Raw genomic sequence first — 7,348 nt, 5'->3', positions numbered from 1 at the left:
CCTGCCGCGGGTCGCCCCGGCCGTCTCCGGCAGGACCGGAGCGAGGGGCGGGACGGAGGGGGTGCTGACGACCGGGTCCAGGCGGGCGGACTGCGCCACACCGGTGGGTGCCGACGCGCCGATGATCGCGTCGAACGTCGGGGCGGCCGTGGCGGCCGTGGCGGCCGGCGGGACGACCCGGGCCTGCTGTCGGGCGAAGCGTGCGGGCGTGCGGTAGCCGATCGGGCCGACCGGCTCGGGCTCACCGCCCTCGACGACGACGTGCTCGAGGCCCGGTACCGAGAACCGCGGCTGACCGGCCGCCGGTACGACGGGGACGGCCGGCGTGGGCGGCAGAGCGGGGCCGGACGCTGACCAAGCGGTGTCACTCCCACCAGGGGCGGGCGCGCCGACGGCCGGCAGCCAGGACCCGGACGGCACCGGTGCTTCCGGGGTGGCCGGGGCCGCTACGTCCGCGGCTGCCGGTACCCCGGACTGCGGTGTGTACCAGTTGGCAGGCGCACCGGGTGTGGCGGAGTCGACGGGGCTGAGCGGTGGGTGCTGGACTTCCGCGACGGGCACATCGGTCCCGGGCGCGACGGGCATCGCCATGCTGGCTGCACCGGCGCCACGACGTCCGGTCGGCGCATGCTGCCCGGCACCGTGCTGCCCGGCACCGTGTTGCCCGGCACCGTGTCGGCCGACCGCGGAGCTGCCCGCCGGGACCGTGGTGACGGTCACGCCGCTGCCGGGTGCGTTGACGGTGGGCGCACTGACGACGGGAGGGCTGGAGACCGGGGCGAAGGGGATCGTGTCGACGTTCGGGGACGTCGGGGCCGGCGGCAGCAGCTCCTGCGCCGGCGGGTAGTCGGGGGCGACCGCGTTCGGGTCGAGGGCCGGCGTGGCGGAGGTGCGGAGCGCCTCCAGACTGACTGCGTCGACCGCGAGGGCCGCGTCGACCGCCGGGACAGCGCCGACCGAGGGGCCTGCGCCGATCGCGGGGACTGCGCCGGCGGAGGGAACCGCCCCGGCGGAGGGAACTGCCCCGACCGCGGGGAGTGCCCGGGCGACGGGGCGGCCGCTGACCTCCACGCTGCCGACGGCGGGGGCGACTCCGGCGCTCGCCGCAGTCGGTGCCGCCACCACGGGGCGGGCGTCCTCCGGCGGAGCGGTGACCCATGCGGGTACCGCCCGGCGGGGTCGCTCGGACTCGGGCATGCGATGAGACGCCACGGCCGCTGTTCCTCTCCCTGGATTGATCCATCGTCAGTTCTACCGGGGAGGAACAGCGGCCGAGAGCCCCAGTCAGAGGGGGTCGAGCGCGGGGTGCGTCGACGTCACATGTCGCGGTAGCGCTTCGCGGCGGCGAGGGCCTCGCGGAGCTCGTCGACGGTCAGGCGCGGGCCGTAGCCGGGGGTGTCGCGCTGGATGCGCCATCCCTCGGCGAGGGCGCCGGCGTCGACGGTGTCGAAGCCGAACTCGTCGATCAGGTCGGCGACGGTCGTCTTGGCAGCGGCGTCGTCACCGGCGATCACGAGGGCGCGGCGGTCCGGGGTGCCGGCGGGGGTGGCGTGCTCGGTGAGGTGGTCCGCGCCGATGTGGTTGAAGGCCTTGACGACGTGGGCGCCGACCAGGTGGTCCTGCAGCATCTCGGCCGTCGTGGTGGTCTCCTCGTCGAGGGCCGCGATCTGGCCGTCGCGCTCGGGGTAGTAGTTGTTCGTGTCGATGACGACCTTGCCGACGAGCGGCTCGACGGGGATCGTGTCGATGGCGCCGAGCGGCACGGTGACGACGACGATCTCGCCCTGGGTGGCGGCGTCCTCGCGGGTGCCGGCGGTGGCGTGCTCGCCGAGCTCGGTGACGAGGTCGGTGAGGGTCTCCGGTCCGCGTGAGTTCGCGATCACGACCTGGTGGCCGTGCTGCACCGCGAGGCGTGCGAGCTGGGATCCGATGTTGCCTGCTCCGATGATTCCGATGGTTGTCATGCACGGTGCAACACGAGCGCGGCCAGGGCATTCCGTCTGGCGTTCCCCGGAGCGCGGTGGCACCGGAACCTGAACGGCGGTGCAGGATGGCGGCATGACACACGAGTTCCGGAACGAGGCCGACCGAGACCGGTATGCCATGTACGTCGACGGGACCCTCGTGAGCGTGCTCGACTACCGCGTCAACGGTGACGCGATCGCCTTCCCGCACACGTACACGGTGCCGGCGCACCGGGGCCACGGGTACGCGGGCGAACTCGTGGAACACGCCGTGTCCGACGTCGAGACGACGTCGTCGAAGCGCATCGTCCCGATGTGCTGGTTCGTCAGCCAGTGGTTCGACGAGCACCCCGAGAAGAACGACCTCCTCAGCCGCGGCGTCGCGGACTGACCCACCGAGAGACCGCCATGCCCCGCATCGTCCCCTTCCTCTGGTTCGACGACCAGGCCCAGCACGCCACCGAGTACTACACGGAGCTGTTCCCCGACTCACGGATCGACGGCGTCGGCCGCGGTCCGGACGGCTCGGTCCTCGTGGTCGAGTTCACCCTGATGGGCCAGCCCTACCGGGCGATGAACGGCGGCCCCGGGCACCCGTTCACCGACGCACTCTCGCTGCAGGTCGACGTCGACACGCAGGAGGAACTGGACCGGATCTGGGACGCCCTGATCAACGAGGGCGGGCACCCGGTGGCGTGCGGCTGGCTGGTCGACCGCTGGGGCCTGTCGTGGCAGGTCACCCCGTCGATGATGGGCGAGCTGATGGCAGCCGGCGGCGACCACGCGGCGGCCACCCGGGTCCACGAGGCGATGCGGGACATGGTGAAGCTCGACATCGCCGCACTCCGGTCGGCGGCTGCCCCGGCCTGAGCCCGACGCCCGCCGGCGCCCCGGTCGGTCGCCGATGTCCCCTCTTCGGCGGACGCCCGGTTATCGTGGGGCGACACCGTCGGCGGAGGGGCCCGCGTCAGCGATGCGGGGACCGCCACGCAAGCACCACGCCCTGACCAGGGGCGACCGACCTCCGGCCGACGCCGGACGACAGACTGGAACACCATGGCCGACCCGAGGGGCCCCGGGATCCGCGAAGCGGACATCGGACGGGCGTACACCGAGCTCTCCCGCATCACCCGCCGAGCGAGCGTCCGTGCGCGCGGCACCGACGACGTGTTGAGCATCGTGGACCAGTCGCTGGTCGACTTCGTCGTCCAGCACCCCGGGTGCATGGCGATCGACATCGCTCGCTACCTGCGGCTGAACCGGTCGACGATCTCGCGGCAGCTCTCCGGGCTGCTCGTCGCGGGCCTGGTCCGCACGGTCGACGGCGGTTCCGGCAACGCGAAGCCGCTCGAGGCGACCGACGCCGGCCGTGCGGCGCTGGCGCGGTCCGTGCAGCTGCACCGGGACGCCCTGGTCGAACGGTTGGCGGAGTGGTCCGACGACGACGTGGCACTGCTCGCCGGCATGCTCGAACGGCTCGGTGCCGCCGACGAGGTCGACCTGCCGATGCCGAGCCGCGACCCCGGCGAGTGACGGCGAACCCGTGAGCACCACGCTCGTCCTGCTGTCGGACACGCACCTGCCGAAGCGGGCGAAGGACCTGCCGGCCGAGCTGTGGGCCGACATCGACGCCGCCGACCTGGTCGTGCACGCCGGCGACTGGGTGGACCTGGCGACGGTCGACCTGCTCCGAGCCCGGTCCCGCGACCTGCTCGCCGTCCGCGGCAACAACGACCTGGGCTTCGAGGACCACCTGCCCCTCGTCGCCACCCGCCGCATCGAGTCGCTGCGCTTCGCCGTCGTGCACGAGACCGGTCCGGCGACCGAGCGCGGACGTCGGGCCGAGGCGGACCACCCCGACGTCGACGTCCTGGTCTTCGGCCACTCGCACATCCCCTGGGACTCCACCGCACCGAACGGCATGCGTCTGCTCAACCCCGGCTCGCCGACGGACCGCCGACGACAGCCCGACCACACGTGGATGCGCTGCGAGGTCGACGGGTCGGACCTGTCGGTCACGCTGGTCCGGCGAGCCCCCGGCGCGGACGGCATCCGCCTGGTCGCGTCCCCGGAAGCGTCCTGACGCGCGACGGTTCGACCGGGAGGCCCGTCCCGCCTCCGTCAGACCGGCTCACCCTGGCCAGACCGGTTCGCCCAGGTCGACGTGGCTCGCCGGTCAGACCGGCTCGCCCAGCTGTTCCGGCATCCGGAAGAACGCGAGCTCCTGCGCCACCGACTGCCGGAACGCGCGCGCCATCCGCCCCCGCAGCTCGGGGTCGGCCCGCCGCGCGAGCTCCTCGACGAGCTCCGCGGCCCGCACGCTCGAGGCCGCGAACCCCGGGTCCCCGTACGCCGTGATCCAGTCGGCGAACGGGTGCCCGACCGGAGCCGTGCCGAGCCGTTCCCCGACCCAGGCGTAGACCCGGAAGCAGGGCAGCACCGCAGCCGCGAGCACGCTGACGTCCCCGGTGGCGCCGACGTCTCCGGTGGCGCTGACGTCTCCGGCGCCCTGCTTTGCCGCGTCGGCGAGGTGCGCGAGGTACCCGGCGCACACCGGGTGGACCGGGTCGTCCGCGTGCGATCCGGCGAGCCGACGGTGGTGCAGGTCGCGGGCTTCGGCCGCGCAGCCCTCGCTGGCGGTCGTCCAGAACGCGGCGGCCTCCCCGGTGGACCCGGCGGCGATCGTGGCGAGGTGCTGTTCGTACGCCCGCAGGTAGTGGACGTCCTGCGCCAGGTAGCCCGCGAACACCTCGGGGTCGAGCGTGCCGTCGGCGAGACCTCGGAGGAACCGGCAGTCCAGCGTCTCGTCGAGCACCTCGGTCGCGTCGACCCACCAGGCGTCGGTCCAGCGTGGTGTCGGCAGGGCCTCCCGGACGAGGGCGTTGTGGTCGATCGGCCCGTGACCGCGGCCGACCTGCAGGGCGTCGGCACCGCGGAGGGCGGCCGTCAGCCAGGTCTTCGCCGACCCGACCGCCAGCTCCCAGTCGCCGTGCCGGGCGACGAGGGTGGCGATCGCACTCGACAGGGAGCACCCGGTGCCGTGCGTGTTCGTCGTCGCGACCCGGGGACCGGTGAACACCCGGACGCTGCCGTCCGGGGCGACCAGGGCGTCGTCCGAGGTCGGCCCGTCGTCGTGGCCGCCCTTCGCGAGCACCCGAACGTCCCACCGGCGGGCGACGGCACGGGCGGCGTCGATGCCGTCGATCGTGGTGCCGTCGGTCGACGCCGCGTCCGCCAGCTGGGCGAGGACCCGGAGTTCGTCGCGGTTCGGCGTGACCAGGTCGGCGAGGGCGAACAACTCCGTCATCGCGGACTCGGCGTCCGCGTCGAGCAGCCGGTCGCCGCTCGTCGCCACCATCACCGGGTCGACCACCACCCACGCCGGCCGGTGTGCCCGGAGCCAGTCGACGACGACCCGCACGACCTCGGCCGTGCCGAGCATCCCGGTCTTCACCGCGTCGATCGTCACGTCGTCCGACACCGCGTCGAGCTGCTGCCGGAGGAACACCGCGTCGGGGACGTGCACCGACCGGACCCCGACGGTGTCCTGCGCGACCAGTGCCGTGACGACCGCCAAGCCGTACCCGTCGTGCGCCGCGATCGACTTGAGGTCCGCCTGCACCCCGGCACCACCCGTCGGGTCCGTGCCGGCGATGCTGAGCACCCGCGGCAGCGGCGCAACCGGAACACCTGCGCTCCCGCTCACCGTCCCGCTCCGTCCCACGCCGCCACGAACGCCCGAGCGGCAGCGCCCGGGTCCGGCGCCGCACAGATGCCCGAGACGACGGCGACACCGGCGGCCCCGGCCTGCCGGAGCGGCCCGACGTCGTCGAGGGTCACGCCGCCGATGCCGACGCACGGCACGGTCGTCGTCGCCGCCAGTCGTCCGAACCCGGCGACGCCGAGCGCCGGCGGGTGGTCCGGCTTCGTGCTGGTCGGGTGCACGACACCGACCCCGAGCAGGTCGACCGACCCGGCGGGCATCGTCGCGACCTCCACCAGGTGCCGCGTCGTGTTCGCCGTCAGCCCGACGTGGGCGTCCGGGCCGAGCAGTGCACGGGCGGCGCTCGCCGGGACGTCCGACTGGCCGAGGTGCACGCCGGCGACCCGGTGCCCCGCGTGCCGAGCGGCCAGGGCGACGTCGAGTCGGTCGTCCACGACCACCAGCGCCCGGTCGCCCACCGCATCGGCCACGGCGGCGGTGAGTGCCAGCAGGTCCCGAGCCGACGCGGTCTTGTCACGCACCTGCACGATCCGGACCCCGGCACCGACCGCGGCCCGGACCACGCCGAGCACCCCGTGCCCGTGCCGGTCGGCCAGCGCGGAGTCGGTCACCAGGTAGACGCCGAAGTCGTCCGTACCGGGCATCAGGCGGCCCCGCCGGCGATGCCGAGGACGGCCGCAGCCGACGTGTCGGCGGTGATCCGGGCCTCCCGGACGACGTCCTCCGGCGTCAGCGAGGCGAGCCGGTCGAGGAACAGCGGCTGGAAGGTACCGGGACCGCCGGCGTCCCGCGCGGCCAGCTCGGCGGCGATCGTGTGCACCGCCGTCGCGGCGACGGCCGCGTCCAGCGGACTGCCGGGAGCCACCGCCGCGAAGGCCGCCACGACCGCCCCGAGCGCGCACCCGCCGCCCGTGATCTGGGTGAGGAGCTCCGTGCCGTTCGCCACCCGCACCAGTCCGGACGGCCCGACCAGCAGGTCGACCGGACCCGAGACGGCGACGGCCCCGACGGTGTCGCCCCGGACGGCCGCGACCGCGGCGTCGTGCGCGTCCTCCGTCCCGACGGTGCTGTCGACACCACGACCGCCCGCCGAGGCACCGAGGACCGCGAGCACCTCCGACGCGTTCCCGCGGAGGACCGTGGGCCGGAGCGCGAGCAGGTCACGCGCCAACGCGGTCCGGACCGGCAACGACCCCACCGCCACCGGGTCGAGGACCCACGGCGTCCCGGCAGCCACCGCGGCGGCCGCGGCTTCGAGCGACGCGACGCGCGGCTCGGCGTGCGGGGTACCGGTGTTGACGAGCAGTCCGTCCGCGACGCCGGCGAACGGCCCCGCCTCGGTCGGCACGTCGACCATCGCGGCCGACGCCCCCAGCGCGAGCAGCACGTTCGCGGTGACGTTCTGCACCACCGTGTTCGTGATGCACTGCACCAGCGGCGCCCGGGTGCGGACGGCCTCCAGCAGGTCGGCGGTTCGGTGGGCCCAGTCGATCGTGGGCGCAGCGTTCTCCATGGACGATCCCTTCGCGAGTACGAGCTCGAGCAGGTTCGACGGGTGTGATCTCAGCCGCTCGGATGCGGCACCCCGTGTCTCGGACGACACCGTACACGCATCGGCACCGACGTCCAGGGGCTCCTGACGGACGTTTGTGGAAGGGTG

At 74.2% G+C, this 7,348-nt stretch carries 8 protein-coding genes, 1 pseudogene and 1 riboswitch; of the genes and pseudogenes, 4 read left to right on the top strand and 5 right to left on the bottom strand.

Annotation, left to right across the window (positions count from 1 at the left end; translation table 11 throughout):
- Both QL987_RS10515 and QL987_RS10510 read right to left on the bottom strand, forming a co-directional pair.
- A pseudogene (locus QL987_RS10515) lies at positions 1 to 1,212 on the bottom strand (hypothetical protein); the annotation flags it as partial.
- A gap of 104 nt (positions 1,213 to 1,316) precedes the next feature.
- On the bottom strand, positions 1,317 to 1,964 hold the full coding sequence (locus QL987_RS10510; RefSeq protein WP_253462619.1) for an NAD(P)-binding domain-containing protein: 648 nt from the start codon (positions 1,962 to 1,964) through the stop codon (positions 1,317 to 1,319).
- A 94-nt stretch (positions 1,965 to 2,058) separates the two neighbouring features.
- Between QL987_RS10510 and QL987_RS10505 the strand changes: the two genes are divergently transcribed.
- From QL987_RS10505 to QL987_RS10490, 4 genes are all read left to right on the top strand, one after another.
- A complete protein-coding gene (locus tag QL987_RS10505; RefSeq protein WP_111075044.1) occupies positions 2,059 to 2,355 on the top strand; it encodes a GNAT family N-acetyltransferase in 297 nt (98 codons plus the stop codon).
- 17 nt (positions 2,356 to 2,372) lie between these two features.
- Entirely contained in the window at positions 2,373 to 2,834 is a 462-nt protein-coding gene (locus QL987_RS10500; RefSeq protein ID WP_290157594.1) for a VOC family protein, read from the top strand.
- A 186-nt stretch (positions 2,835 to 3,020) separates the two neighbouring features.
- The gene (locus QL987_RS10495) at positions 3,021 to 3,497 is read left to right on the top strand and encodes a MarR family winged helix-turn-helix transcriptional regulator (protein ID WP_221851623.1); all 477 of its coding nucleotides are present in this window, start codon (positions 3,021 to 3,023) and stop codon (positions 3,495 to 3,497) included.
- A gap of 10 nt (positions 3,498 to 3,507) precedes the next feature.
- Positions 3,508 to 4,047, top strand: a complete 540-nt coding sequence (locus QL987_RS10490; RefSeq protein WP_290157593.1) for a YfcE family phosphodiesterase — start codon at positions 3,508 to 3,510, stop codon at positions 4,045 to 4,047.
- Between the two features lie 93 nt (positions 4,048 to 4,140).
- On the opposite strand, the gene thiD is transcribed toward QL987_RS10490, so the two are convergent.
- From thiD to thiM, 3 genes are all read right to left on the bottom strand, one after another.
- A complete protein-coding gene (thiD, locus tag QL987_RS10485; protein ID WP_290157592.1) occupies positions 4,141 to 5,670 on the bottom strand; it encodes a bifunctional hydroxymethylpyrimidine kinase/phosphomethylpyrimidine kinase in 1,530 nt (509 codons plus the stop codon).
- Positions 5,667 to 6,332, bottom strand: coding sequence for a thiamine phosphate synthase (gene thiE / locus QL987_RS10480; protein ID WP_290157591.1), 666 nt, complete (start codon positions 6,330 to 6,332; stop codon positions 5,667 to 5,669). Before thiE ends, thiD begins: the two co-directional genes overlap by 4 nt.
- Positions 6,332 to 7,201 (bottom strand): hydroxyethylthiazole kinase, encoded by an 870-nt coding sequence (gene thiM, locus QL987_RS10475; protein ID WP_290157590.1) that lies wholly within the window; start codon positions 7,199 to 7,201, stop codon positions 6,332 to 6,334. Before thiM ends, thiE begins: the two co-directional genes overlap by 1 nt.
- A riboswitch (TPP riboswitch) is annotated at positions 7,190 to 7,286 on the bottom strand. (Overlaps the previous gene by 12 nt.)
- Positions 7,287 to 7,348 lie beyond the last annotated feature (62 nt).

Origin of the sequence: Curtobacterium sp. APC 4022 (assembly GCF_030407555.1) — a bacterium.
Classification (GTDB): Bacteria; Actinomycetota; Actinomycetes; order Actinomycetales; family Microbacteriaceae; genus Curtobacterium.
Note: the sequence above shows the minus strand (reverse complement) of the source record. Positions and strands in the feature narration are given on the sequence as shown.

What these genes read in the sequence shown, in the direction of transcription:
- QL987_RS10510 (WP_253462619.1), bottom strand. Translation starts at nt 1,964, where the DNA reads ATGACAACCATCGGAATCATCGGAGCAGGCAACATCGGATCCCAGCTC.
- QL987_RS10505 (WP_111075044.1), top strand. Translation starts at nt 2,059, where the DNA reads ATGACACACGAGTTCCGGAACGAGGCCGACCGAGACCGGTATGCCATG.
- QL987_RS10500 (WP_290157594.1), top strand. Translation starts at nt 2,373, where the DNA reads ATGCCCCGCATCGTCCCCTTCCTCTGGTTCGACGACCAGGCCCAGCAC.
- QL987_RS10495 (WP_221851623.1), top strand. Translation starts at nt 3,021, where the DNA reads ATGGCCGACCCGAGGGGCCCCGGGATCCGCGAAGCGGACATCGGACGG.
- thiE (WP_290157591.1), bottom strand. Translation starts at nt 6,332, where the DNA reads ATGCCCGGTACGGACGACTTCGGCGTCTACCTGGTGACCGACTCCGCG.
- thiM (WP_290157590.1), bottom strand. Translation starts at nt 7,201, where the DNA reads ATGGAGAACGCTGCGCCCACGATCGACTGGGCCCACCGAACCGCCGAC.